Here is a 25,502-nt window from a genome sequence, read left to right on the forward strand (position 1 = left end):
TCATTATTAATAATGTCGGAATCCACCTTTGCGGTTTCGGGGTGCAAAGGTACAAAAAAAAACGCAATTACACTGTAATATTATTGGAAAATTTTTCTCCGATTTGTCTGTTTTTTAGAAATTTAGATGATAATCAGTATGAAAATGCAATTTGCTGAACGGTTTTTCCTGCAATAAGTTTGAAATATGGAATAAATTATGTATCTTTGCACAGAATTTGCGAGAAAAGAATAACTAAATAATAAAATAACAATAAAACAAAAATTATGTTTGAGAATCAACCAAAAGGTCTGTGGACCTTAGCTTTGGCAAATACGGGTGAGCGTTTCGGTTACTACACCATGCTCGCAGTATTCGCTCTGTTCTTGGGTGAGAATTTCGGTTTTGATGCCGGTACGGCATCAGAGATTTATACCTGGTTCCTCACTGCAGTGTATTTCTTGCCTCTGTTTGGTGGTATGGCTGCCGACAAGTGGGGTTACAACAAGATGGTAATCATCGGTATCCTCATCATGTTCCTGGGCTATCTGTTCCTGGCTATCCCATTGGGTGGAGGTTCTGTAGCTATTGCTGCCATGGGTGCTGCCCTGCTGCTCGTGAGCTTGGGTACGGGTTTCTTCAAGGGTAACCTCCAGGTGATGGTAGGCGACCTTTACAACGATCCTAAGTATGCGCAGCATCGCGACTCTGGTTTCTCGCTTTTCTATATGGCGATTAACATCGGCGCCTTGTTTGCTCCTACTGCTGCCACCACAATCATGGCATGGGCACAGAACGACCTGGGCTATTCAAAGGCTGATTCTTATCACTTCGCTTTCGCAGTAGCTTGTGTTTCTGTGATTGTTTCTATCCTCATCTATTTCTTGGGTAAGAAGACCTACCAGCAGGTATTGGTAGCTGACAAGAAGAAGGAAGACGGCAAGACAGAGGAGGTAGAGGAGATGAGTCCTGCTGAGACCAAGGAGCGCATCGTTTGCCTCGGTTTGGTTTTCGCTGTGGTTATCTTCTTCTGGATGGCTTTCCATCAGAACGGTTTGACCTTGACTTGGTTTGCTGATGAGTTTACTGCTCGTGAGGCTACAGGTGCTACCGGTATGATGTTCAATGTAATCAACCTCGTTTGGTGCATCTTCATGGTATTCGGTATCTGCGGTCTGTTGACTGCTCCTAAGGGTACTTCTGGCAAGAGCAAGTTGATCAATCTCGCTCTCATCGTGATTCCTGCTGCCATCCTGGGTTATACTTACATGAATTCCGGTGATTCTACCGTAGCTATCGATGCTCCTATCTTCCAGCAGTTCAACCCTTGCTTCGTAGTAGCTCTGACTCCAGTGAGCATCGCTCTCTTCGGCTGGTTGGGTCGCATCGGCAAGGAGCCTAAGGCACCAGTGAAGATTGGTCTGGGTATGCTCGTTGCTGCCGGTGCTTATCTCCTGATGACTGTATCAAGTCTTGGTTTGCCTGCAACTGATCACCCTAACCACGTAGCAGATGTTACTCCAAACCTGCTCGTCGGTACCTATTTGATCCTGACTTTCGCAGAGTTGTTGCTTTCACCTATCGGTATTTCATTCGTATCTAAGGTAGCGCCTCCAAAGTACAAGGGTATGATCATGGGTGGCTGGTTCGTTGCAACAGCCCTCGGTAACAAGTTGGTTTCTATTCCAGGTCACATGTGGGATATGCCATTGCCAGTAGTATGGGGAACCTTGATGGTTATCTGTCTGCTCGCTGCTCTCTTCATCTTCTCTATCATCAAGAAGTTGAATCGCGTAAGCTAATGGAAGCATTAATTATAACATTGGCTGGTACTGGAGTAGTAGCTTTGCTATTAAATATTTGGTTAAGTACCAAATCTGGTAAAAAATGGCTTAAAAGTCTTTAAGGAAAAAACGAGGTAACAGGTTATGCCTGACACCTCGTTTTTTTTCGTTTTTAATATATTATTTCTTCAACCACTTGTCCAACCATCCGAAGAAGGTGCGCTGCCAGAGCACGCCGTTCTGTGGCTTCAATACCCAGTGGTTCTCATCAGGATAGATGAGGAGCTCGGCTGGGATGCCACGCATGCGGGCTGCATTGAAGGCGCCCATGCCCTGGTTGGCATTGATGCGGTAATCCTTTTCGCCGTGGATGCAGAGGATTGGAGTATCCCACTTGTCAACGAACTTGTGAGGACTGTTCTCGTAAGTCTTCTTGGCGTTGGCACTCTGGTCCTTGTTCCAGTAAGCATCGTCATACTCCCAGTTAGAGAACCAAGCTTCCTCGGTATCGGTATACATGCTCTCCAGGTTGAAAGCACCATCGTGGGCGAGGAACGCCTTGAAACGCTTGTCGTGATGACCGGCGAGATAGTATACTGAGAAACCACCGAAGCTGGCACCTACACAGCCCAGACGATCCTTGTCTACGTAAGGCAGATTCTTGGTAGCATCGTCGATGGCAGAAAGATAGTCGTTCATGCACTGACCGGTCCAGTCGCCAGAAATCTCCTCGTTCCATGCGCTTCCGAAACCAGGAAGACCACGGCGGTTAGGCAATACGACAACATATCCGTTGGCTGCCATGATCTGGATGTTCCAGCGGTAGCTCCAGAACTGGCTGACAGGACTCTGAGGACCGCCCTCGCAGAAGAGAAGGGTAGGGTACTTCTTGTTGGCATCGAAGTTGGCTGGCAACATGATCCATACCAGCATCTGCTTGCCGTCGGTAGTCTTCACCCAGCGCTGCTCACACTTGCCCATATTCAACTGGCTGAGGATGTGGTCGTTCTCACGGGTAATCTGCTCTACCTTGGTGCTTTGAGCATTCTTGCCTGGAGTTACGATGTAGAGATCAGTAGGGTGGCTCATGCTAGCCTTGGTAGCGAGAAGCTTGTTGCCGTTGTTGGCGAGCGAGATGCTTCCGTAGTCAGCCCACTCGTTGGTGATCTGCTTCACTTCGCCCTTGAAGTTAGCCTGATAGAGGTTCAGGGTTCCGTGCCATACGCCGATGAAGCTGAGGCTCTTGCTGTCCTTGTTCCATACGAAGCCCTCTACGTTAGAGTCGAACATGTCTGATACATAGTTCTTCTTGCCGGTAGCGAGTTCGTATACGCAGAGGCGGTTGCGGTCGCTCTCGTATCCATCGCGAGCCATGCTCTGCCAAGCGATGTACTTGCCGTCAGCAGAGAACTGAGGGTTCACGTCGTAACCAGGGTTGTTCTTCAGATTCTCAGGAGCGTTGACAGCCTGGTTCTTCATGCTCTTGGTAGCATCAATCTTAGGCTCTACATAACCCGCCTCCTTGCAGAGGTTCTTGGTCTCGCGCGTACCTATATTATATAGGTAAATATCAGAATCGGTAGAGATGGCATACTGAACGCCCTCTTTCTTGCGGCAGGTATAGGCGATGGTCTTGGAATCAGGACTCCATGCCAACTGCTCGATGCCTCCGAATGGAGCCATAGGGCACTCGAATGGTTCATCCTTCAGGATGTCTTCGCCAGCGTTGACGGTACCGTCCTCAGCCACATCAGCCACGAAAGGATGGAGAAGGCTCTCTACGTAGTGGTCCCAGTGGCGATAGTTCATGTCGGTAACGAGACGGCCGGTAGCCAATGGAAGGTCAGAAGGATTCTCCTTGATGGTTCCGTGATAAGGGAGTTCCTTGATGAGGATTACCTTCTTGCCGTCAGGAGAGAAGCGGAAGCCCTGGATGCCCAACTTGTCGTTGGTGAGCTGCTTGCGGCCTGTTCCGTCTGGGTTCATGCTCCAGAGCTGACCGTCACGGATGAAGGCAATCTTCTGACCGCCCTGAATCCATGCAGCATCGCTTTCGCTCTTGGCATCAGTGGTCAAAGCCTTCTGGTTCTTGCCATTGGCATCCATGATGAAGAGCATCTGATGGCTCTTGTTTTCCTTAACACTGTAGTAACCCACCTGGTAAACCACCTGCTTGCCATTAGGCGAAGCTTCTGCGGCCCCAATACGTCCCATAGCCCAAAGAGCCTCTGGTGTCATCAGGTGGTTCTCCACCTTGATGTTGTTTTTCTCAATCATAGTCTGTGCATCGACTGTTGTCGCACCCATGGTGAGGGCTGCAGCAGCCAAAATCATTGCTTTAATCATATTTTTGTGATTTTATTGAATATTCGGTGCAAAGTTACTGCAAATCGAGGACAATACAAAATAAATCGTGATTTATTTTTATAGTCGAGTGCAGCGTAACTTATTCAAAGTTACTGCAAAGTGAGGACAATACAAAATAAATCATAAAAAAAACTTATGGATTCTTTCTCGTATCCCATTTTTTTTGTAATTTTGCAGTGTGTAATCAAGACATTAAACTTAATATGAATATTTTATTTCTTACGCAGTTTGCCAGCTTTGTCGTTTCTGGTATGCTGGCATTATTTCTGATATTGACCCGCTTTCAGATACGCTGGCCCAACCATCGCTATGAGGTATCGCGATGGCTGATGTGTGGAGCTATGCTTGCTCTGACTTTCCATTTCGTCTTGCAGATGGCATTTGATATCCGTGCCAAGAGCGATGCAGTCGGTGCCGTGGTGAACATTCTCTTCTATGCACCTATCGAATATCTCGTGACCTATGCCACTTTCAATCTCATCTGCTATCGCAGTGGGCGCAAGCGGGTAGGACTGTTCTGTTTGCTCAGCTATGCGCTTATCATTATCTGCTTCCTGATGGGATTCATTGGGGTTGTACCCAAGGGCAGCACGCATATCGGTTTCTGGCTGTATCTGATGCTGGCTATCTTTACCCTCACTATCATTTACTGCATCATCGTTACCTTTCGTGAGATGCAGCACCATCGTAAGATTCTCCTGGACAATACTGCGGAAGACCTTTTGCCGTTTGACAGCTTTGCCAGCATGAGTTATGTCTCCATGGGTATCTGCTGTCTGGGTTTGATGGCGGGCATCATCTCCCGCCCCATCCTGCTGGTCATTGCCCCGCTGGTACTGCTTTCGGTGGTTGTCTTCATCGTCAATTTCGTGGGTTATGGTTTCAATATCATGCCGCTGGACAACATGCTTGAACGGCAGATAGAGGAGGAGACAGAAGAGGAGACAGAAGAGGAGAAACCTGCTGAGGACGAAGAGGAAGTTGACGAATGTCTGACGCCGGAGAGTATCGCCAAGATTGAGAAATTGCTGGCAGAATGGTGCAAGAATGGAGGTTTCCGTGACAGCGCTATGAACATGCCGATGCTGGCATCCATGATTTGCGTCAACCGTAAAGACCTGTCTGCTTATTTTGAAGATTATCTCCAGAGCAGTTTCCGAGTATGGCTGAGCGATATCCGATTCCAGAAAGCCCAGAGCATGTTGAGGGAAGAAACCAGATACTCCAACGAAACGGTTTCCATAGAATGCGGCTTCTCATCCCATGCCCATCTCTATAAAGTCTTCAAGGCTAAGACAGGTATGACTCCGATACAATGGCGCCGTTTTATGGCAAACAAAGCTAGTGAAAATAGTTTCATTCCTACGAATGAAACACCTATTTGATAGGAATGAAACTATTTCCTTGAGGAGTGAAACTCCTTTTTTGGTTTTTAATTATTATATTTGCAACCGTAAGTGATAATTAAAAATGAATTTATATGGAGAATTACTCAGTTTTACAGACCATGACGCTCGCTGATATCGTGGGTGTATTTCTCATCCTGGTGATAGCCCTTGGCTCATTCTCTCTGATGTGGATAGATTATCGTGTATACCTGGAAAATCATAACAAGAAGCTCCGCCTGTTCGATTTCATCAGGAAGGAACAGTTGTATCTTTTCCTTTTCCTGATGTTCATCTTTCTGATTGGTGGGGAGATATTGCTCTATTCCTATTTATAAAGGTACTGATGAGTTGCCAGAAATAAGGGGATTGCTGTTTTTATGGCATGATAATGACAACTTTTGCGTCCTTTATTTGATTATTCAATAGTTTTTTTGTAATTTTGCAGGAGATTTTTGATTTCAAATTGCAAGATATAATAACAATTATGAAGATAGGATTTGACAACGAGAAGTATCTGAAGATTCAATCCGAGCATATCAAGGAGAGAATCTCTAAGTTTAACGGAAAGCTCTACCTGGAATTGGGAGGTAAGCTTTTCGATGACCACCACGCCAGTCGTGTTTTGCCGGGTTTCCAGCCTGATAGCAAACTGCGCATGTTTCAGAAAATCAGCGATAGCATTGAGATTGTTATCGTAATCAGTGCCGCCGACATCGAGAAGAACAAGAAGCGTGCCGACCTGGGTATTACTTACGATGAGGACGTGCTGCGTCTTCGTGGCGAGTTCCAGAACCGTGGTTTCATGGTGGGGTCTGTTGTCATTACCCATTATAACGGTCAGCCTGCTGCCATCGCTTTCAAGCAGCGTCTGGAGCGTGAGGGCATCAAGGCTTACTGCCATTATCTCATCGAGGGCTATCCTCACAACGTGAATCTCATCGCTTCTGACGAGGGATTCGGTCAGAATGACTATGTGGAGACTGAGCGTCCGCTCGTCATCGTTACTGCTCCTGGTCCTGGTAGCGGCAAGATGGCTGTCTGTCTGAGCCAGCTTTATAATGAGAACAAGCGTGGGGTGCGTGCAGGCTATGCCAAGTTTGAGACCTTCCCTGTATGGAATCTCCCATTGAAGCATCCTGTGAACATCGCATACGAGGCTGCTACTGCCGACCTCAACGATGTGAACATGATCGACCCTTTCCATCTGGAGGCATACAACAAGATTGCCATCAACTACAACCGTGACGTGGAGATCTATCCTGTGCTCAATGCTTTGTTCGAGGGCATCTATGGCAGCAATCCTTACAAGTCGCCAACGGATATGGGTGTCAACATGGTGGGCTTCTGCATCTCTGATGATGAGGTTTGCTGCGAGGCATCCAAGAATGAGATTATCCGTCGTTACTATGCTGCAACCAACAAGATGGCGGCTGGCGCTTGCAATGATGCGGAAATCAACAAGATCCAGATGCTCTTCAATCAGGCTAAGATTACTACGGATTACCGCAAGGTGACAGTGGCTGCTAAGAATCACAAGAAGGAGACGGGTCATACTTCTGCTGCGATAGAGTTGGAGGATGGCACGATTATCTGCGGTCACAGCAGTGAGTTGTTGGGTTGCAGTGCGGCATTGATATTGAATGTTACCAAGCACTTGGCGGGAATCGACCATGAGTTGAAGTTGATTCCTCAGTCGATGATTGAGCCAATCCAGCATACCAAGGTGAATTATCTGGGTGGTCACAATCCTCGTCTTCATACGGATGAGGTTCTCGTAGCCCTCTCTGTTCTCTCGGAGAATGACGAGAACTGCAGAAAGGCATTGGAGCAGTTGCCTAAGCTTCGTGGCTGTCAGGCACATTGCACCGTAATGCTGAGTGATGTAGACCAGAAGATCTTCAAGAAGCTCGGAGTGAATATCACCTGCGAGCCTGTGCTGAAGAAGTAATTTCGAATTAAATTCTATAGAAGAAGTAGATTCGGATTATATAAAATACCCCCGAAAGGGTATAGTTAATCGTGAAGTTTGATTAATTATACCTTTTCGGGGGTAATTATTGAGTGCCAATTAATACTGATGAAGTAAATCTTCGATGATTATTTTCAATTCTGGTAATCCGTTTTTGATAGTATCATATACGATCGTTGTATTAACTCGATTGATTCTTTGATTTCTTCGAGCTTGTCGTGGATGGTACTGCGATTATACATACACGGCCTCCTGATTGATATTTGACTGCAATAAAGGGCGGAGCGATTTGCGGAAGCGAACTAAATCAACTTTGGTATTGAATAATTTACTTAAAGCCTCATGTAAGTTATGCATGAGCGAGAGAGTTGGCTTTTCTACTTCCACAACAATATCTATATCACTGTCTTCTGTATTTTCGCCTCGTGCAACCGAGCCGAAAATACCGAGTTTAGTGATACCAAAGCTATCTCCAAACTGTTGTTTGAAGTTGGCTAACTTTTCTAAGCTTTCTTGTAATCTAACCATAACTTGTATCTTTAGTTGCTGCAAAAATACGGAATAATTCTAAAATAACCAAAACTATTAGCTATTTTTTTTATCTTTCCACAGGCATTCCGAGCTTAGTCCAGTTTAGAAATCCGCCTTCCATATCATATACCTTGAAGCCTTGCTTCTGCATTTTCAGGCAGGCACCATGGCTTCGCTTTCCGCTTCTGCAATAGATGTAGAAGGTGCGGGATTTATCAAGCTTACTGATGCCGGCATCGAATGCCTCGGGATTGAGGTAATCCAGTTGTTGGGCACCTGCCAGATGACCTTCTGCGTATTCCTTTTGGGTGCGGACATCTAGAAGGATGCTGGTTGTATCTGCCTTTGCCTGGTCGATAAAGGCCTGTGGAGCCAATACGATGATACCATCCGATGGGGCTGATTTTGCGGATGAGGCCGATTTGCCAGCCTGTGCTGAGCAGCCCGTGGTTGATAAGCCGATGGCTGCTAAAAGAGATAAGAGTATTTTCTTCATTTTCTGTTTTGTTTATATTGTTCTTGTTTTTTGCTTTTTTTATTCATGTTTGTTCTGCTTGGCGGAAAGAATTGCAGAAATAATTGCTGAAAGAAATTATCTTAATGCCATGACTCGGCTGAGAATCAGTTTCTTGTATTGCTTCTTCATGCCGTCTGGCAGGAAGGAGGCGTCTATCAGGTCGAGCCATTTCACGATAGAGCGACGGAATTTCTTGGCGATGTTGCTGATTACCTTTTCGCTGAGTCCTGATGCCGTCATTACCTTGATGAAATCAGCTTTCTGAATCTTTCGCTTTCTGCCATTGAGCGTCAGTGCGAGTTCTTCGGGATCCTCCGGCATCACGAGCTGGGTGCAAAGGAGGTCGTAGGCAGGGGTTAATCCATAGCCCAGTTTCCTGTTGTTGTAGAGCGAGAAGTTCTTGAGATGCATGTCGGCGTTGCCGGTAATCCACGAGAAGATGACTACCTCCCAATAGTTCACGAGGTCGAGCTGCGAGAAGGAGGAATACTTTTTGATGAGTTTGGCTACCTGCTCGTAGGATCCTTTGTATTTGTATTCGGTAAGGCGCTCGGATAGCTGGCACATATCTTCCATGGCTACTTTGGTGCCATCATCCAGTCGGTCTATTCTCCGGGTGATATAACAGAGTTCGCCATCGGCAAAGCGAATCAGACCATGGGGAACCACGGCGATTTTGGCGGCTTCGGCGAGGTGCATTGTGAGATCTTCTATTTCCGGAAGACAGCGATAGCGGTCGGTCTGGGGCTTGAGGATGTATTTTCCCCAGAGGCCTACGATGGTAAATCGGGATGGTTCGTTCTTTCCGCCTGGGTTCACATCGAGCGAGAGTTTCGCCTGCACACCGGTGAGGGTGGTCTGGGCACGCACTACCTGCCTTGCCAGGTCGCCGATTTCCTTTCTTATATAGGGTAGGACAGGGGCTTCCTTGGTACCGAAGAGTTTCTTGGCGCAAGCAGGGTGGTAATCTATTTGACCTGGCTTGAGCGGTTTATAGCAATATAGACATTTTTCCATATTTCTTTCTCCTTTCTAGTTTTTGGGGGAAGTATTTGTTCCTTCTGCAGGTGAAGTTTCTTCTGCAAGTGAAGTTCCTTCTGTAAGTGAAGTTCCTTCTGCAGGTGAATTGTTGGTTCTTTCTGCATGAGATTCTTCAACCGGGATGACGCTGACGGCTCCGATGCAATCCTTGCAGCAGGCAAGGAGGAGCGACATTCTATCCCGCTGGTTGATTTTCCAACTGCTTTCTGCGATATTCAGGAGCCATCCTTCGGGGATTAACCCATCGAAGAAGGGAAACAGTACGGTATCGTGGTAGGGCTCGTTTGATAACGGGAGTGTGAGGCTCACGGCTTCTGCACCATCCGATGCCAGATAATCAGCATCGTAGGCAAAGGTGAAACCCGTTTCGTCTTCCGTCAGCAGGCCTACGTATTGGTTGTAGAGATAAATCTTTCCTTGTTTCATAAAGTTCAGTTTTTATTCTTTTCTGATAGGAACGGGGCCGATTTCCTGGCCGAAGAGGAGGAGAACCTGGTTAACTTTGTCCAGTCGCAATGTTTCCTTTCCCTGTTCCAGTTCTCTTACGAATCGGAGGCCTACGCCTGATTTCGCAGCCAAATCTATTTGGGTCAATCCGAATTGCTTGCGCATTTCCTTGACGTATGATGATAATGTATTGCTCATATTTTATTTGTTTTATACCCTTTCGGGGACAAATATACGAATAAAATATGAAAATACCCCCGAAAAGGTATAATTTATAATATCATTTAACAAATTATACCTTTTCGGGGGTAATGTTATGCGTTTGTGACTGGAGTAACTCCTGTAACATTAGCTAGTGTGTCACGAATAAAACCATTGATTGTTGTTCCTGCTTGCATCGCCATCATTGCAATACGGCTATGAATTTCAGGAGTAATGCGGATATTCAAGTTGCCACTATAAGGTGCACGAGGTGCCTTGCCATTGGCTTTACATAAAGCCAGATAGTCATCTATTGCGCCTTCAAAATCCCTTCGTAGTTCATTGACATCTTGACCTTCGTAGGTAATCATATCCTTGCTCATTCCGAGAACTTTGCCATATAAGCAATTGTCCTCCTCACTATAATCTACGCTACCCGTATAACCTTTATATTTTAATAATCCCATATTATGTTCCTCCTATTTATTAATATATCCATTAGCTTTTAGAAATGTGAATACTTGTCTCATAACATATCCTTTGATTATATTTGAAGGATGAGGCTTATGCATGATGTAGCTATTAAAAAAGCGTAACGAATACCTTTTGGGGTAATTCATTACGCTTTCATTTATCTGGAAACCATTATTTCCCGAGATTATTATTTTCCGAGATTATTCTTTTTCTCGTTCAGTTCTGCCTGCTTACGCATCATCTCTTCCTGCTGCTGGCGCTGCAATTCCTGGAGGGCCTGCATTCTTGCCATAAGGCCGCTTGCCTTCTTAGGGTTGTTCTTGTTCTCCTGATAGCGCTTCTCCAGGATGGCGAGGAGCTTCTCGTCGTTGGTGGTCTTGCGCAAGGTCCACATGATTGCGGCACTGAAGAACAATGAGATGAAGTAGTAGAAGTTCAAACCTGCTGAGTAGTCATTGAACATGAAGAAGAACATCAATGGCATGAGATACATCATCCACTGCATCATCTTCATCTGCTCTGCCTGCTGACCTACCATCTGGTCACGCTGCTGGCGCATCGTCATCCATGAGTACAACAGGTTGGCTACGCAGAAGAGAATACAGGTCAAACTCAAGTGGTCGCCAATCAACCAGATGTTGGTGTTCCACTCGATGATTGGGTCGAAGGTGCTCAAGTCGCTCATCCACAAGAACTTCTCACCACGAAGCTGGATGGCATTAGGCACGAAGTTGAACATCGCAACCCAAACCGGCATCTGAATCAGCATTGGCAAGCAACCAGACAGTGGACTAACACCATACTTGGCATATTCTGCCATCATCGCCTGCTGCTTCTGCATCTGGTCCTCAGGCTTGTTGTACTGAGCGGTAGCTGCCTCGAGCTTTGGCTTCAGCACACGCATCTTGGCAGAACTCATATAGCTCTTCTTCACCATAGGGTAGGTGATGAGCTTGAGGAGCAATGTGATGAGAATCAATACGATACCCATTGGGAATACATTGCTCAACCAGTCGAACACGTAGAGTGTGAAGAAACGGTTGATCCAGCGGATGATAGGCCATCCCAGATAAACGAGCTTCTGGAACTCCAGGTCCTTGCCGAAGGTGCTCTCCTTCTCTGTATTCTTCAGAATCTGGAAGTCGTTAGGACCGAAGTAGAACTCAAACTCAGATGCCTTCTTGCCGGTTGGGTCGAAGGCAGTCTTCATCTTAGCCTGGAACTGCTTCAGGTAGCCCGAACCCTTTTCCTGAGGGATAGAGGTCATGAAGGCATCCTTGTCGAAGTTGTCCTTAGCTACCATAATAGCTGAGAAGAACTGGTTCTTGAAAGATACCCAGTCGATAGTCTCTTCAATTTTCTCGTCGATTTTCTCGCTGCCCTCGTTCAGGTGGTCGGTGCCGCCCTCTACCTCATGATAGGTGAGGGTAGTGTAGCGGTTCTCGAACATGAAGCCACGCTCCTGCTGGCGTGCCTTGTCGCTCCAGTCGATGCTCATCTTGTTGCAGTTAGGTGAGAACAGTCCTGCCATACCTTCTGTCTGCAGACTCATGTGGAGCATGTAGTCATCGCCGAGGGTATAGGTCATGCTGAGGGTCTTGCCTGGGGCAGCCTCTGCAGTCATGGTGACAGACTTGTCAGTCACGTTGGATGGAGTGAAGTAGAGATCGCTGGTGATGATGTTGGCCTCCTTCGCCTCGAGCATGAACTTGAGGCTCTGGTCGTTGCCGTCGAAGAGGGTAACGTCCTTCTGGTCGGCAGAACCGTCTTTCACCTTGAGGTTGTGACCCACGTATCCCTTGATGACTGCCTTCTCGACAGTACCACCCTTGGTATTGAGCGTCAACTCAACCTTCTCATTCTTCAAAACTACTTTCTGAGCCTGACCCTTCAAAGCCGAATAGAATAGGGCGGTAGAGTCTGCCTCAATCTGAGCCTTCGCATCAGCCTGGCGCTTAACAGCGGCAGCCTTGCTGGCCTTTTCCATCTCGGCATGTTTAGCCTTGGCGATGGAGTCCTGAACGAATGCCGCTCTCTGTTCTTCGGCTGAAGGCTGGTTGTACCAGCTAAAGCCAATCAGCACTACGGCAATCAGGAGGAAACCGATAATGTTGTTCTTATTCATTATTATTTTTATTGTTTTATTTTCTCTGAGAAGACAGCAAATGCTGTGCCATTCTGCTGCCTGAAGCCAGCCTGCCGCTATTTCTTGTTAGCGATGGCTGTCTTTACAAAGTCAACAAACAATGGGTGCGGCTTCAATACCGTGCTCTGGTACTCTGGATGATACTGTGTTCCGATGTACCATTTCAAGCCTGGGATTTCCACTACTTCTACCAGGTCGCTCTCCGGATTGCGGCCCACGCACTTCATGCCATGCTTCTCGTATTCCTTCAGGAAATTGTTGTTGAACTCATAGCGGTGGCGATGGCGCTCCTGGATATGCTCCTTCTTATAGATGTTGAACACGCGACTGCCTTGTCTCAGTACGCACTCGTAGGCGCCGAGTCGCATGGTTCCACCCATGTTTGATATGTTCTTTTGCTCCTCCATGATGTCGATGACATTATGTGGAGTCTTCTCATCCATCTCGCGGGAGTTGGCATCCTTGTAGCCCAATACGTTGCGGGCGAATTCGATGACGATCATCTGCATACCCAGGCAGATGCCGAAGGTAGGGATGTCGTGGGTGCGGGTGTAGTGGGCAGCGATGATCTTGCCCTCGATGCCGCGCTGGCCGAATCCTGGACAGATGACGATGCCGTCCTGACCTTTCAGCTGCTCAGCCACATTCTCTTCCGTGAGATGTTCTGAGTTGATGAATGTAATCTTCACCTTGTGGTCGTTGTAGGTGCCGGCATGCGAGAGGCTCTCGCGGATGCTCTTGTAGGCATCCTGCAGGTCGTACTTTCCAACGAGACCGATGTTCACCACCTCAGTAGCCTTGTTCCTGCGGTCGAGGAATGTTTTCCAAGGACCCAGTGCAGGCTTCTCGCCGATAGGCTCTCCCATCTTGCGGAGGATGGCGGTGTCGAGGCCCTGGTTCTGCATGTTGACAGGTACCTCGTAGATGCTAGGAAGGTCTTCGCTCTGGATCACGCAGTCGATGTCTACGTTACAGAAGCTTGCCACCTTCTTCAGGATTCCCTCTTCGAGATGCTTCTCGGTGCGGAGAATCAGAACATCTGGCTGAATACCTACACTCTGCAGTTCCTTCACGGAGTGCTGGGTAGGCTTTGTCTTCAACTCGCCTGCTGCCTTCAGATAAGGCACATAGGTGAGGTGAACATTGACGGCGTTCTTGCCCAGTTCCCATTTCAGCTGTCGGATAGCTTCCATGTATGGGGCACTCTCGATGTCGCCGATGGTTCCGCCAATCTCGGTAATCACGAAGTCATAGTGATACTTCTTGCCGAGCAGCTTCACGTTGCGCTTGATCTCGTCGGTGATGTGAGGCACCACCTGGATGGTCTTGCCGAGATAGTCGCCACGACGTTCCTTGTCAATGACTGCCTTGTAGATACGACCTGTGGTGAGAGAATTCGCTTTTGTAGTCTGAATGCCGGTGAATCGCTCGTAGTGTCCGAGGTCCAGGTCGGTCTCCATACCATCTACCGTTACGTAGCACTCACCATGCTCGTACGGGTTCAGTGTACCCGGGTCGATGTTGATGTATGGGTCAAACTTTTGGATAGTAATGTTGTAACCTCTTGCTTGAAGAAGTTTACCGATGGATGAAGATATGATTCCTTTACCCAAAGAAGAAACCACACCACCAGTAACGAAGATGTACTTTGTTTCAGCCACGATATTTATAATTTAAATTAGAATAATTTTGGGTGCAAAGTTACTATAAAATTATGAATTAGCCAAAATATTTGTAAAGAATGGCTCTGAATTTAGAATTATTTTGTTACCTTTGTGGCCAAATTATGTTATATCAAGGTATGAAAATAAAATTTGGATTACTCGTTTTAGCTTGGGTGGCTTGTCTGGCGCCTGCCGATGCGCAGCGTTCGCACAGGAAAAATGCACCTAAGGAGACTCTTGAAGCTAAGGATAATCGGCTGTTGAAAGACTATGCTGATTCTCTCTCAGTATATGGCAGTCGGCTGGATTCAGTCAGGTTGAAAGCCGATGACAGCCGTTTCGGCCTGCTCTTTACTCCGCTCACTTTCTATCATTCTCCTGCCAATCATCTGCTGCGCATCTCGCCAAAGGGTGAAGTGGGGGATTCGCTCGAGACGGAGCTGGATGCTGCCCTGATGGATATCTATCTCAGACGTCCCGACCTGGTAAGGGCTACGGAATCCCGACTCAGAAAGGTGGGGGCACCGCTCGATGCGCCTTCCAAGCCGAAGAAAAACCATCCTGACCTCGTTGAGCAGGTGGCTCCGAAGGCGATAGAGATAGAGTCGGCTCCGATGGATCTGGTCATCACCCGTCCTAACTTCTGGACTATCAACGGTGATTATTACCTTCAGTTCCTGCAGAATTATGTTTCGAGCAACTGGTACAAGGGTGGTGAGAGCAACTATTCGATGCTGGGACGCATCACCATGCAGGCAAATTACAACAACAAGCAGAAAGTGAAGTGGGACAACAAGCTGGAGCTGCGACTGGGTTATCAGACTTCCAAGGGCGACTCCCTGCGTTCTCTCAAGACTTCCGACGACTTGATACGATATACCAGCAAGTTGGGTCTTCAGGCTACCAAGCGATGGTATTATACCTTGCAGATGGTGGCTCAGACGCAGTTTGCCCATGGATTGAAGAGTAATGACAAGATGGTTTATTCCGATTTCTTCTCTCCATTCAATCTGAACCTCTCTGTCGGTATGGATTATTCGGTTGATTGGTTCAAGCACAGGCTGAAGGGTAGTGCCCATCTGGCTCCTCTGGCGGTCAACTGGAAGTATGTGGGCCGTGAGGCGTTGGCTACAAGATATGGTTTGGACGAGGGTAAGCACAGCTTGGTGGATTACGGTTCGGAATGCACGTTTGACCTGTCCTGGCAGATAGCGCAGAACATCAAATGGAAGACCCGATTGTGGGGTTATACCACCTACAAGCGTGCGGAAATAGAGTGGGAGAATACGATTACCTTCCAGTTCAACCGTTACATCTCCACCAACATCTTCCTCTATCCGAGATTTGATGATGGTGCCAAGCGCAAGGACGATCAGAGCTACTGGCAGTTCAAGGAATTCATGTCTATCGGCTTCTCTTATTCTTTCTAGAAAAGTTTGCTCCCACACGCCCTGAAAGGGTTTATCCTCACACGCCCTGAACCAACGGTCACCGGCCGAAGGGAAAGGTAAAGGGCAGAAGCTCCTAGCCCGGGGCAACGCCCTGGGTTAAAAACCGCAATCAACAATACCGCCCTGAAAGGGCAAAAGCTTTAAAGATATCAGAAAGCTTTTGCCCTTGCAGGGCGTCTTTTGTATATATATCCTTAATACCCAGGGTGTTACCCAGGGTTAGGAGCTTTCGCCCTTTACCTTTCCCTTCGGCCGGTGACTGTTGGTTCAGGGCGTGTTAGAAACAAGGCATGTTAGAAGCGGAAGCAGACTTCTGCATCTGCCATGGAGTAATTATGCTTCGCGAGTGTCTTGTCGTTGATAAGCGCATACTCGGTAAGGATAGAGATTCGCTTGCCGATATGGAAGTTCAAACCTGCCTCATACTGGGTTCTCTGCATGTTGCTCTTGCCGTTAGGCTGATACATGTCGTAACGTGCCTTGATGTCGATTCGGCTGTTCTTTGGCAGCTGAGCCAATGGAGCGATAACCAATCCATATACACCCTGTGCCTTGTCGCCGATTTTTGCATTCAGATTGCAGTCCTTGGCGTTGGCATCGTTGAAGTTGGTGATGCTCTTTGCGAATGCCTTTCCTGTGGAGTGGATATATTCGGAGCGTACGGTCCAGCCGTCTTTCTTATATTCGAAAGAGAAGGCGTAGCGGTTCTGGTTGAGGCTGCGAACCTCGTTGGTATGAGTAATCTCTTTTGTGGCATCTGGTCGGCTAGAGACCAAATCTGTAACAGTTTCCGTCCAAGTTCCCTTTCTTGCATAAGAACCGGTCCATCCGAAGGCACCGATGCGCATGCCGCTTACTGGCATCAGCCATACACCGCCAATCACATTCTTCTGCTGGTCAACGTCCTTGGTGTTGATGCCCTGTCCGTTGAATACGCCAATCTGATAGTGCAGCAGGTTTCTGCCGTTGGCATTCTTGAGGAAATCACCCTGAAGCTGCAGACCGATGTCACGACCGTTGGAAGCATGCTCTCCGGCACGGTCACCGAAACCTGCCAGCTTGCTCACGTTCTGGGAATATCCCATGAAGCCCTGGTCGATAGGGTGCATCGGATTCTCAAAGGTGAATGGGTTCTTGAACTGACCAATCTTCACCTTGAAATAGTCGTACTTCTGCCATTCAGCAAACAAATCCACCATTCTCGGGCTTGACCCCAGGTTGGAGGTGTTGCCGTTGAACTGAATCTGAGTCTTCCAGTAGAAGTCGCCTGCGATGCGACCTTCGAGAGCGATACGAGCCATACGGATGTTGAATGAGTTGGATTCAGCATCTTTCTGTCCGCTGTACTGATACTGGGTCATTCCATACCCCGACAATTTTACGTTGCTCAACCATGAAGGCAATTCGATGGTCTGCTTCTTTTGGGCGCTGGCAGAGACCGCAGTCAAAGCCATGAGCGCCAGGATGATACCTTTTTTCATCTTATTTCTATTTTGTTTTCTAGGTTTACTGAACTTTCGCATGTGGGGAAGTTAAGGGAAGTTAGGAAGTAAGGAGAAGTTAGAGGGACAAATGTTCTGAGTTTACGCCAGAAGACTATTGTCTCTTAACTTCCCGAACGGCCGTAGGGAGTGATAACTTCATTAACTTCAATCAATTCCCTCACTTGCGAAACTTGAATTAGTTTATTGCTTTGCTGCGAGTTCCTCTTCTGTCAGGTCTTCAGCCTGTGCTGCCTGGAGTGCGAGTTTCTCTGCCTCCTTGGCAGCCTTGGCTTCTGCTATTGCCTTTTCACGTTCCTTGCGCTCCTTCTTCTTCTGCTTGATTTCAGCATCGCTGCGCTTCTCTAGCAATACAACGTTCTCTACGTGAGGAGTATGAGGGAACATGTCAACCGGCTGGACAGCAGCCACCTTGTAGTGGTCGTCCATCAGCTGCAGGTCGCGTGCCTGGGTAGCAGGATTGCAGCTTACGTATACGATGCGCTTTGGCGCTGCGTTCAGGATGACGTTTATTACGTCTGGGTGCATTCCGGCACGTGGCGGGTCGGTGATGATGACGTCCGGGCGACCGTGCTGGGCGATGAAATCATTGGTCAGGATGTCCTTCATGTCGCCTGCATAGAAGAGGGTGTTCTCGATGTTGTTCACCTGGGAATTCACCTGGGCATCCTCGATAGCTTCTGGCACGTACTCGATACCGATGACCTTCTTTGCCTTGTGAGCCACGAAGTTGGCGATGGTTCCGGTGCCGGTATAAAGGTCGTAAACCAGCTCATCTCCGGTAAGGTTGGCAAACTCGCGTGCCACACAGTAGAGGTGGTAAGCCTGCTCGGTATTGGTCTGGTAGAAACTCTTCGGACCTACCTTGAACTTCAGGTCCTCCATCAGTTCGAAGATATGGTCGTTACCCTTGAAGAGGCTGAGTTCCAGGTCGTTGATGGTATCGTTGCCCTTCTGGTTGTCCACGTACATGAGTGATGTAATCTGAGGGAACTTATCTGCCACCTGCTGCATCAGCTCCAATGCCTTCTGCTCATCTCCCTCCTCATCATAGTGGAACTGGAATACGAGCATCCACTCGCCGGTGTTCGAATTGCGGATCATCATGTTGCGGAGCAAACCGTGCTGCTCACGGAGATCGTAGAAGGTATAGTCGTGAGAATCAGCATATTCGAAGACGAAGTTGCGGATTTCGTTGCAGAGGTCGTCCATCAGCCAGCACTTCCTGATAGGATAAATCTTGTCGAAGGCTCCGGTGATATGGAAACCGATGGCGTTCTGGGCGTGGCGTTCCTTGAGTGATGAGACGGTATCGTCCTCTTTCTGAGGAAGTTGTGAGAGTTCCTCTGCGGTGAACCAGCGCTTGTTGCTGCATCCGAACTCAATCTTGTTGCGATACTCCTGGGTCTTCACGCTGCCCATGATAGGGCGGAACTCAGGGAGTTCAATCTTGCCGATGCGGGTAAGCTGGTCTTCCACCTGCTTCTGCTTCGCCTTGATCTGCTCCTCGTAAGGCAGGTTCTGCCATTTGCAACCGCCGCAGATGCCGAAGTGCTCGCACATAGGCTCCTGACGGATGTCGCTTTTTTTGATGAAGCGAACCACCTTCGCCTCGCAGTACTTATGTTTCTTCTTGACTACCTGCAAATCTACCACATCACCTGGCACACAGAACGGAACGAAGATGACCTGGTCGTCTACTCGTGTGATGCACTTACCCTCGGCTGCAACAGCCTCGATGGTGATGTTCTCCAAAAGAGGTAATGGTTTACGTTTTCTTGCCATAATTCTAATTTGTTTTTTATGGGTGCAAAGTTAATACATTTTTGCGAGAAATGAAAGAGTTGTCCCGAATTATTTGCGTTTAAAAGTAAAAGGCGTTTAAAGGTAAAAAAGTAAAAAGGTAAAAAAGTAAAAAGATTGTGGGGCGGTAACAAAAGTAACAGGTAATATTTTGTGGTTGTAAAGGGGTGAAAATGTGAATGTGAATGTGAATTTGAAATGTAAGTGAAGAAAATGAGTGGATAGTATATATTTATTGTAATATATATATTTATTTATTTTATGTTCGCGCGTACCTTAATATATAAGGAATATCTTATTCTTATATCATTACATGATTCCCTTTTTTATTCGCTTACATTTCAAATTCACATTCACATTCACATTTTTATATCAGAAGTTACCTGTTACTTTTGTAACTTTTGTTATCGTCTCACAATCCTTTTACCTTTAAAATTCTTTTTTACCTTTTTACCCTTTTTACCCTTTTATTCAAGTTTCGCAAGTTCAGAAGTTAATGAAGTTAAAGGAGTTATCGCTCCCTACGGTCGCTGAGGAGTTAAGACAATAGTCTTTTTGTCGTAGTTTTTAAGCAGCAAGACATACGTCTTAACTCCTTAACTTCCTTAACTCCTTTAACTTCCTGATATGCGAAAGTTCAGCCTTTTACCTTTAAACAGCGTCCCGACGTAGCGCCAACTGCGTGGCGACGTAATCTCTTCTGCGTCCCGACGTTGCCATCCCTGCATCGCCACGCATTTTCATCCTCCTCGTATCGCATTTTCATCCTCCTAGCTTCACTTTTCCATCTTACATTTTTGTTACTTTTTCCGCTTCCTTGTGGTGGATTGTTAAAAAAATCCCCGTGTGTGCGACAACAGTTTAAAATGTAATCTCGGGATAGCAAAAAAGATTATAAAAGTTTGGTAGTTTCAAAATAATGTCGTATATTTGCATCATCAACAAAGAATTGATAATAGCTAGAATAATATAATATTTTTGAACCTATAAAAATATGAACGAAAAAAGAGTTTATACATTCGGTAATGGAAAGGCCGAAGGAAATGCGAAGATGCGTGAAGTGCTTGGCGGTAAGGGTGCTAACCTCGCTGAGATGAATCTTATTGGTGTACCTGTTCCTCCAGGTTTCACTATCACAACAGACACATGCAATGAATACTATGAGGTAGGTGAGGAAAAAATCAAGGAACTTCTTCAGGATGAAGTAATGGCTGCTGTGGCTCACACAGAGGCTTTGATGAACAGCAAGTTCGGTTCTGTTGAGAACCCTCTCCTCGTTTCCGTGCGTTCTGGTGCACGCGCTTCTATGCCAGGTATGATGGATACTATCCTCAACCTCGGTCTGAATGACGAAGTTGCTGAGGGATTGGTCAAGAAGACCGGTAATCCTCATTTCGTATACGATTCATATCGCCGTTTCGTACAGATGTACGGTGACGTTGTTATGGGATTGAAGCCTGTTAACAAGGAAGATATCGACCCATTCGAGGCTATCATCGAAAAGGTGAAGGAAGAGCAGGGCGTTACTCTTGACAAGGACCTCTCTGTAGAGTCACTCAAGAAGCTCGTTGAACTCTTCAAGGCTGCTATCAAGGAGCAGACCGGTCAGGATTTCCCTACCAATCCTATCGATCAGCTCTGGGGCGCTATCTGCGCTGTGTTCCGTTCTTGGATGAACGAGCGCGCTATCCTCTATCGCAAGATGGAAGGTATTCCTGATGAGTGGGGTACTGCTGTTTCTGTCATGGCGATGGTATTCGGTAACATGGGCGATACATCTGCTACAGGTGTTTGCTTCTCACGTGACGCTGGTAATGGTGAGAATCTCTTCAATGGTGAGTATCTTATCAATGCACAGGGTGAGGACGTGGTTGCTGGTATCCGTACTCCACAGCAGATTACAAAGATTGGTTCTCAGCGCTGGGCTGAGCGTGCCGGTATCTCTGAGGAGGAGCGCGTTGCTAAGTATCCTTCTATGGAAGAGGCTATGCCTGAGCTTTACAAGGAGCTCGACGCTCTCCAGGATAAGCTGGAGCACCACTATCACGATATGCAGGACATGGAGTTCACCGTACAGGAAGGTAAGCTCTGGTTCCTCCAGACACGTAACGGTAAGCGTACAGGTACCGCTATGGTGAAGATTGCTATGGATCTCCTCCACGAGGGTATGATTGACGAGAAGACTGCTATCCTCCGCTGTGAGCCTCAGAAGCTCGATGAGCTCTTGCACCCGGTATTCGATAAGCTGGCTCTCTCTAAGGCTAAGGTCATCACACAGGGCCTCCCTGCATCTCCAGGTGCTGCCTGCGGTCAGATTGTATTCCATGCAGACGATGCTCAGGAGTGGCATGAGGACGGCAAGAAGGTGATCATGGTTCGTATCGAGACTTCTCCTGAAGACCTCGCTGGTATGTCAGCTGCCGAGGGTATCCTTACCGCTCGTGGTGGTATGACTTCTCACGCTGCCGTTGTGGCTCGTGGTATGGGTAAGTGCTGTGTATCTGGTGCTGGCTCTATCAACGTTGACTACAAGTCAAAGACTGTTGAGATTGAGGGCGTAGTTTACAAGGAGGGTGATTACATCTCTCTGAACGGTACTACTGGTCAGGTTTATGCAGGACAGATTGAGACAAAGGCTGCAGAGCTTTCAGGCGACTTCAAGGAGTTGATGGACCTCTGCGACAAGTATACAAAGATGGAGATCCGTACCAATGCAGATACTCCACACGATGCAGAGGTAGCTCGTGCATTCGGTGCCAAGGGTATCGGTCTGACACGTACAGAGCACATGTTCTTCGATGATCAGAAGATTGTTGCGATGCGTGAGATGATTCTGGCTGACTCTGTTGAGGGTCGCGAGAAGGCTCTTGCCAAGCTCCTCCCATATCAGAAGGCTGACTTCTACGGAATCTTGAAGGCTATGGATGGCTGCCACGTGAACATCCGCTTGCTCGACCCACCTCTCCACGAGTTCGTACCACACGATTTGGCTGGTCAGGAGACTATGGCTAAGGAGATGGGTGTAAGCGTTGAGGAAATCAAGAAGCGTGTGAACTCTCTGGCAGAGAATAACCCAATGCTCGGTCATCGTGGTTGCCGTCTCGGTATCACATTCCCAGAGATTACAGCTATGCAGACTCGCGCCATCCTCGGTGCAGCTTGCGAGTTGAAGAAGGAAGGTTTCAACCCATGTCCAGAGATCATGGTTCCGCTCATCGGTACTGTTCAGGAGCTCAAGCAGCAGAAGGCTATCATCCTCGCTACTTCTAAGGAAGTATTCGCTGAGTACGGCGTAGAGGTTGAGTTCGAGATTGGTACAATGATTGAGATTCCTCGTGCTGCCCTTACTGCAGGTCAGATTGCAGAGGAGGCTCAGTACTTCTCATTCGGTACTAACGACTTGACACAGATGACCTTCGGTTATTCTCGTGACGACATCGCTTCATTCCTCCCTGCATACATGGAGAAGAAGATCTTGAAGGTTGACCCATTCCAGGTTCTCGACCAGGAGGGTGTTGGTCAGCTCATCAAGATGGCAGTAGAGAATGGTCGTGCTACCCGTCCTAACCTCCGCACTGGTATCTGCGGTGAGCACGGTGGTGAGCCATCATCAGTTAAGTTCTGCGCTAAGGTTGGCATGAACTATGCTTCATGCTCTCCATTCCGCGTGCCTATCGCACGTTTGGCTGCCGCACAGGCCGCCGTCGAAGAATAATCGAAACGTTCTGAAAATTATCTATATAAAGGGCAAGTATCTGGTAAACAGGTACTTGCCCTTAGTTTTTGTGCATATTCTGCCTGTTCCAAATGCAGAATAAGAGGCCAAAATCAGGAGCGTGTTTCCCAAAAATCAGGAGCGTGTTTCCCAAGCCATTCATTTGTTTCGCAAAACAAGGAAGAATTGCTGGTGCCAACACCACGGGTGGGTGGATTGAAACTACCTCCCATCACCACCATTCTTTTATTCTCTTTTGTCATTTCTTTCAATCATTTTATTATTATATAATTCTTTGCTACCTTTTAAAAGAGGGCTTCATATTGTTTGATGATGTTTTTCCATGGGTAGTGGTGGTAAGTCAGATCGGTCAAGTCACCATCATTTTGCTTTACGTTCATGCAGAGTTCTTTCAATTGTTCGGCATCAAGGTAGTAGTGAGCCATGTTGAAGGTGGTTTCTCTGTTGTATTCCACTCCGTAGGCCAGTATGGGGCATCCGAAGAACATGGCCTCCACCAATGAAGGATTGGTGCCGCCCGCACTATGCCCATGGACATACAAGCGGCAGTTTTTGCGCAGAGTATAGAGCACGTCAAGGTCGTAGATACTGTCTAAAATACGGATATTGTGTATCATGCCATATTTGAACCTCAAGTTCTTGCTGTAGCTGCTGTGGTTCCAGTTGCCGATAAACACCAGCGGCATACCGCTTTCGGCAAAGGCCTGCAATGTGATGTCGCATTTGTTTTCAGGCTCTATGCGGCATATCGACAAGGCATATCCTTTTTTGTCGAGCATATACTTGTTCAATATGCTGCTTTGTTTCTCCTCCGACACATTGCGCAGCACATGGTCTCCACCGTAGGCTATCAGTTCAGGACTTTTCCCATATTTTTCTTCAACATATCGCTGTATCACTTTGTTGTCGGCAATAACGATATCAGCGCACCTCACCGCCAGCTTTTCGCTCAGTCTGAGATACCATTTGGCAAATCCTCCCCATTTGGCACGGGTATGTTCTAAACCGTCAATGTTGACAATCAGTTTCTTATGGAAAAACAAACGGAAAAAGGGCAGGAAAACACCCCCTGAAACACCCAGAACAAGCACAGTGTCAAAACCTATGATGCAGCACATCAGCGACAATATATCGTAGAAAATGCTTTGTGCACCGTTGGCGTGGAATAGAGGGATATATTTCAGTTTGGCCCCCTTGAATGTCTTTCGTCTGTCGTCATAATCCTTTGCCGAACAGAACACGGTGTATTTGATGTTATAACTACAGTTCACTCCAATCAGGTTTTCCACCAGTGTCTCAAATCCACCGTATTGAGCAGGCACTCCCTGTGTGCCAACTATTGCAATCCGTTTCATTGTTTAATAATTATTGTTTTTTGTATTCTATTGGTTTACCGTATGCCATTCTGCAGAAGCGTTTCTATGGCAGAAATCATGTTCTTTGCACAGAAAAGCCTTGCTTTTTTCAGTGCATTGTTGGCCATTCCGATATAGTTTTGTTTGTCTGACAGCATTTCATGTATGCGCTTCTCTATCAGTTCCAAGTCTTTCACGTCAATCTTATATCCATTCACACCGTCATCCACCATTTCCGCAATACCTCCCACCGTAGGAACAATGACAGGCAAGCCGGCACGCATGGCCTCAAGCACTGTCATGCCGAATGTTTCGATGACTTTCTCCTTGTCCGACAGGTTCAGCACAATAGAAGCCTTCATGTAAAAAGGTGTCGTATCGCTTTGCCGAGGGTAAATCTTGAGGTTGGCACCCTTGGTTGCTTTCCCGTGAATAGACTTCAGAAAACTGTTGATATTCTCCTGCGTTTCGTTGAGCACCAGGATGAAGCGATATTCAGGCATTCTTACAGCCAATTCAACAAACTCCCTTGTACCCTTATATGCTTTAAGCGAGGCAATCATGAGTATGGTTTTGAGATTGAAAGCCTTTTCGGCATCAGGTGTCATTCGTTCCACAAAATCCTTGGGCAGCGCATTGGGGATTACCGTCACCTTGCTTGGGTCGGCCAATGAAGAAGCCTGATAACCCGATACGCAGACGATTTCGTGAGCCAGCCGTTGCATCATCCATGCCAGCGTCTTGTAGAAAACTCCTTTCACAAACGCATTCTCGTGGTAATGATACACCACCCGTTTGCCCGTGAGTCGTCCTGCCAAAGCTCCGCCTATAGGGAGCAACGTGTTGATATAAAACACCACATCACGGCGGAACATCCATTTCAGTGCAAGGAAGAATGTATAGATCTGCACCACAGCATATCTTGCCATGGTAATAGCCGGATTGTTGGAAAAACGATAGAAATACGAATGTTTTCTGAAATTCTTCATGCCTTCCAGTTCATCCAGCACACCGCCACACGAAGACACCAAGTCCACGTTGTAGCCTTTGTTCAGCAACCCCTCCAGCACCATTCTCAGCACCTTGGGGCTTCCACTATAATCGTTGAAAAGATGGAAACAGACGATAGTTTTCATTCATTTAGATT

Annotated in this window: 18 protein-coding genes and 2 pseudogenes; 6 read left to right on the forward strand and 14 right to left on the reverse strand. The window is 47.1% G+C overall.

The genetic code is table 11. From position 1 onward, the window contains the following. Positions 1–266: 266 nt before the first annotated feature. Positions 267–1,781, forward strand: a complete 1,515-nt coding sequence (locus tag ACQRBJ_RS11350) for a peptide MFS transporter (RefSeq protein WP_218415748.1) — start codon at positions 267–269, stop codon at positions 1,779–1,781. A 162-nt stretch (positions 1,782–1,943) separates the two neighbouring features. On the opposite strand, the gene ACQRBJ_RS11355 is transcribed toward ACQRBJ_RS11350, so the two are convergent. Beyond that, a complete protein-coding gene (locus ACQRBJ_RS11355; RefSeq protein ID WP_445303669.1) occupies positions 1,944–4,109 on the reverse strand; it encodes an alpha/beta fold hydrolase in 2,166 nt (721 codons plus the stop codon). Positions 4,110–4,333: 224 nt separating this feature from the next. Between ACQRBJ_RS11355 and ACQRBJ_RS11360 the strand changes: the two genes are divergently transcribed. From ACQRBJ_RS11360 to ACQRBJ_RS11370, 3 genes are all read left to right on the forward strand, one after another. Beyond that, positions 4,334–5,515: a helix-turn-helix domain-containing protein gene (locus tag ACQRBJ_RS11360; protein WP_445303670.1), complete on the forward strand. Its 1,182-nt coding sequence runs from the start codon at positions 4,334–4,336 to the stop codon at positions 5,513–5,515. Between the two features lie 95 nt (positions 5,516–5,610). Beyond that, entirely contained in the window at positions 5,611–5,853 is a 243-nt protein-coding gene (locus ACQRBJ_RS11365) for a hypothetical protein (RefSeq protein WP_295347179.1), read from the forward strand. 149 nt (positions 5,854–6,002) lie between these two features. Continuing rightward, positions 6,003–7,466, forward strand: coding sequence for a DUF1846 domain-containing protein (locus ACQRBJ_RS11370; RefSeq protein ID WP_295347181.1), 1,464 nt, complete (start codon positions 6,003–6,005; stop codon positions 7,464–7,466). Positions 7,467–7,721: 255 nt separating this feature from the next. On the opposite strand, the gene ACQRBJ_RS11375 is transcribed toward ACQRBJ_RS11370, so the two are convergent. The 8 genes and pseudogenes from ACQRBJ_RS11375 to ACQRBJ_RS11410 form a co-directional block, all read right to left on the reverse strand. Continuing rightward, complete coding sequence (locus tag ACQRBJ_RS11375; RefSeq protein WP_218415766.1) at positions 7,722–8,015, reverse strand: nucleotidyltransferase family protein; 294 nt, start codon at positions 8,013–8,015, stop codon at positions 7,722–7,724. Positions 8,016–8,085: 70 nt separating this feature from the next. Continuing rightward, positions 8,086–8,514, reverse strand: coding sequence for a rhodanese-like domain-containing protein (locus ACQRBJ_RS11380; RefSeq protein ID WP_441938047.1), 429 nt, complete (start codon positions 8,512–8,514; stop codon positions 8,086–8,088). A 96-nt stretch (positions 8,515–8,610) separates the two neighbouring features. Beyond that, positions 8,611–9,552, reverse strand: a complete 942-nt coding sequence (locus tag ACQRBJ_RS11385) for a HipA domain-containing protein (protein WP_445303671.1) — start codon at positions 9,550–9,552, stop codon at positions 8,611–8,613. A 135-nt stretch (positions 9,553–9,687) separates the two neighbouring features. Further along, positions 9,688–10,002, reverse strand: a pseudogene (locus tag ACQRBJ_RS11390) (HipA N-terminal domain-containing protein); the annotation flags it as partial. 12 nt (positions 10,003–10,014) lie between these two features. Beyond that, positions 10,015–10,221, reverse strand: coding sequence for a helix-turn-helix transcriptional regulator (locus tag ACQRBJ_RS11395; RefSeq protein ID WP_153089508.1), 207 nt, complete (start codon positions 10,219–10,221; stop codon positions 10,015–10,017). Positions 10,222–10,337: 116 nt separating this feature from the next. After that, positions 10,338–10,691, reverse strand: coding sequence for a type II toxin-antitoxin system HicB family antitoxin (locus ACQRBJ_RS11400; RefSeq protein ID WP_117661614.1), 354 nt, complete (start codon positions 10,689–10,691; stop codon positions 10,338–10,340). Between the two features lie 194 nt (positions 10,692–10,885). Next, on the reverse strand, positions 10,886–12,823 hold the full coding sequence (yidC, locus tag ACQRBJ_RS11405) for a membrane protein insertase YidC (RefSeq protein ID WP_445303672.1): 1,938 nt from the start codon (positions 12,821–12,823) through the stop codon (positions 10,886–10,888). Between the two features lie 77 nt (positions 12,824–12,900). Then, the gene (locus ACQRBJ_RS11410) at positions 12,901–14,505 is read right to left on the reverse strand and encodes a CTP synthase (protein ID WP_295347188.1); all 1,605 of its coding nucleotides are present in this window, start codon (positions 14,503–14,505) and stop codon (positions 12,901–12,903) included. A 140-nt stretch (positions 14,506–14,645) separates the two neighbouring features. Here ACQRBJ_RS11410 and ACQRBJ_RS11415 point away from each other — a divergent pair, with 140 nt between their 5' ends. Continuing rightward, positions 14,646–15,938, forward strand: a complete 1,293-nt coding sequence (locus ACQRBJ_RS11415) for a DUF3078 domain-containing protein (RefSeq protein ID WP_264950402.1) — start codon at positions 14,646–14,648, stop codon at positions 15,936–15,938. A 314-nt stretch (positions 15,939–16,252) separates the two neighbouring features. Here ACQRBJ_RS11415 and ACQRBJ_RS11420 read toward each other — a convergent pair whose 3' ends face one another. Next, positions 16,253–17,440, reverse strand: a complete 1,188-nt coding sequence (locus ACQRBJ_RS11420) for a porin (RefSeq protein WP_445303673.1) — start codon at positions 17,438–17,440, stop codon at positions 16,253–16,255. 357 nt (positions 17,441–17,797) lie between these two features. Beyond that, a pseudogene (rlmD, locus tag ACQRBJ_RS11425) lies at positions 17,798–19,246 on the reverse strand (23S rRNA (uracil(1939)-C(5))-methyltransferase RlmD); the annotation flags it as partial. A gap of 1,012 nt (positions 19,247–20,258) precedes the next feature. Here rlmD and ppdK point away from each other — a divergent pair. Beyond that, a complete protein-coding gene (ppdK, locus tag ACQRBJ_RS11430) occupies positions 20,259–22,979 on the forward strand; it encodes a pyruvate, phosphate dikinase (RefSeq protein WP_294968445.1) in 2,721 nt (906 codons plus the stop codon). 113 nt (positions 22,980–23,092) lie between these two features. On the opposite strand, the gene ACQRBJ_RS11435 is transcribed toward ppdK, so the two are convergent. The 3 genes from ACQRBJ_RS11435 to ACQRBJ_RS11445 are packed head-to-tail and all read right to left on the reverse strand — an operon-like array spanning position 23,093 to position 25,491. Beyond that, positions 23,093–23,242 carry a hypothetical protein gene (locus ACQRBJ_RS11435; RefSeq protein WP_294968447.1) on the reverse strand — a complete coding sequence of 50 codons (150 nt, stop codon included), beginning with the start codon at positions 23,240–23,242 and terminating at the stop codon, positions 23,093–23,095. Positions 23,243–23,284: 42 nt separating this feature from the next. Continuing rightward, positions 23,285–24,355, reverse strand: a complete 1,071-nt coding sequence (locus tag ACQRBJ_RS11440) for a DUF1972 domain-containing protein (protein WP_445303674.1) — start codon at positions 24,353–24,355, stop codon at positions 23,285–23,287. 35 nt (positions 24,356–24,390) lie between these two features. Then, the gene (locus ACQRBJ_RS11445; RefSeq protein ID WP_445303675.1) at positions 24,391–25,491 is read right to left on the reverse strand and encodes a glycosyltransferase family 4 protein; all 1,101 of its coding nucleotides are present in this window, start codon (positions 25,489–25,491) and stop codon (positions 24,391–24,393) included. Positions 25,492–25,502: the final 11 nt, after the last annotated feature.

It is taken from the genome of Prevotella sp. SGI.167 (assembly GCF_050313615.1).
Taxonomy (GTDB): Bacteria; Bacteroidota; Bacteroidia; order Bacteroidales; family Bacteroidaceae; genus Prevotella.